2 protein-coding genes and 2 pseudogenes are annotated in these 1540 nt (G+C 54.7%); 3 read left to right on the forward strand and 1 reads right to left on the reverse strand.

Features of this window, described 5'->3' with window-relative positions; genetic code table 11:
* Positions 1 to 407: pseudogene (locus tag J0I79_RS35035) on the forward strand (MFS transporter); the annotation flags it as partial.
* Positions 408 to 424: 17 nt separating this feature from the next.
* Here J0I79_RS35035 and J0I79_RS35040 read toward each other — a convergent pair.
* Complete coding sequence (locus J0I79_RS35040) at positions 425 to 994, reverse strand: hypothetical protein (RefSeq protein WP_292584022.1); 570 nt, start codon at positions 992 to 994, stop codon at positions 425 to 427.
* 29 nt (positions 995 to 1023) lie between these two features.
* Between J0I79_RS35040 and J0I79_RS35220 the strand changes: the two genes are divergently transcribed.
* Positions 1024 to 1266 (forward strand): CFI-box-CTERM domain-containing protein, encoded by a 243-nt coding sequence (locus J0I79_RS35220; RefSeq protein WP_366015801.1) that lies wholly within the window; start codon positions 1024 to 1026, stop codon positions 1264 to 1266.
* Positions 1267 to 1382: 116 nt separating this feature from the next.
* A pseudogene (locus tag J0I79_RS35045) lies at positions 1383 to 1540 on the forward strand (peptidase M14); the annotation flags it as partial.

The raw sequence follows: 1540 nt of genomic DNA on the forward strand, positions 1-1540 counted from the left end.
TCGGCGGCCGGCTGGCCGACTGGAAGCTGATGCCGACGGTGATCGGAACGTTGCTGACGCTCGTGCTGCTGTTCGGCTGCTTCATCGCGCTGGGCACCATCCCGCTCGCCGCCGTCGCCATCGTCTTCCTGTGGGGACTGCTCGTCTTCGTCATCGTGCCACCCCTGCAGATGCGCGTCGTCGAGACAGCGTCCGAAGGCCCGAATCTCGCCGCTACCCTCAACCAGGGCGCCTTCAACGCCGGCAACGCGCTGGGCGCCTCGGTGGGCGGGCTGGCGCTCTCCTGGGGGCTTTCCTACGCCCAGTTGCCGCTGGTCGCCGCCTTCATCACCCTGCTCGCGGTCGCCGTGGCGGTGGTTTCACAGGCGCTCGACCGCTCCACGCTGGTGCCGCATCCCGCCGAGTAATTATCCGCCATCGCCGATTAGGTAGCGAAGTTAAGGCTTTTGTCGTCGTTGACGTCCGAAAGGTTGTAGGTGAAACTACGGCCGGTAAACTCACGACAGAAACGCGTAAACCGCTCCTTTCCAAAAGCGTCGGAATAGACGATCTTCCCGTAGACAAAAAGCCGCTTTCCGGTTCGATGGTGTACTTCAACAAGTTCGTTGACTGAGGCTCCTTCGAACTGAGGAATGAACCCTTTATACGGCCAAGGCTCGTCTTGAGTTATGACAGAATCGTCGGGATAGAATCTTTTGTAAGTACATTTCTCTGGATCCGGCGGCTTATCTGCCAATACATATGATATGCTCAAGCTACGGATCAGCGCAGGTGTCCTTCCATAATTTCTGAAAGTTACACCCTGAACTTCGATGATATGGCCGTTCTGATATTTACGCTTAATAGTTGTAAATAACCTGACATGGGGCCGCTCTGCACGGATAGAAGCTTCCATCGTTTTTTTGACATACCAAGCTCCCGCTAGGGCGGCAATTGCACTTAACAATGCAAATATCAAGGACGATGCTGCTATCACTGATGAAAAATCAGACAAGCAAACCTACCAACAGGGGGAGAATTGAGATGAGCGATATTTCGACGAGTTTTTGCTTCATTGCAACCGCTTTGTGCGGCAAATACCGAGAAGACCCTATCCAGAAGTACCTCGATTTTAGAGATCACAGGATCGCCCCGTACGCGATCGGGAGATTTGCGATCCGATCATATTATTATTTTAGTCCTTTCGCAGCCAGATTTCTTACTCGGCATCCGCTTGCCATGAAGCTCGCAGGATCATTCTTCACGAAGTTATCAAGAGTTCTCTAACGCAGTTTCTTGTTGCGAATAGGAGTAAGTGTCTAGGCAATCTTTTGGAGGCCAAGGCTGGACCTATCGACGGCAAATCGCCAAAGATGGCGCAGTCCATCGCGGCGGAGGTATCCATGCGCAAGTCGGTCGAGCGTGTCACTGGCGACAGTGAAGGCGTGTCTTATGAATTTCCCGTGCTGCGCTTCAGCGGGTCGGACAAGTCCGCGCCGAGCGCCTATCTCCAGGCGGCGCTGCATGCCGGAGAACTGCCCGGTGTCGTCGCCATCGACGC

It is taken from the genome of Mesorhizobium sp. (assembly GCF_017306585.1).
Lineage (GTDB): Bacteria > Pseudomonadota > Alphaproteobacteria > Rhizobiales > Rhizobiaceae > Mesorhizobium.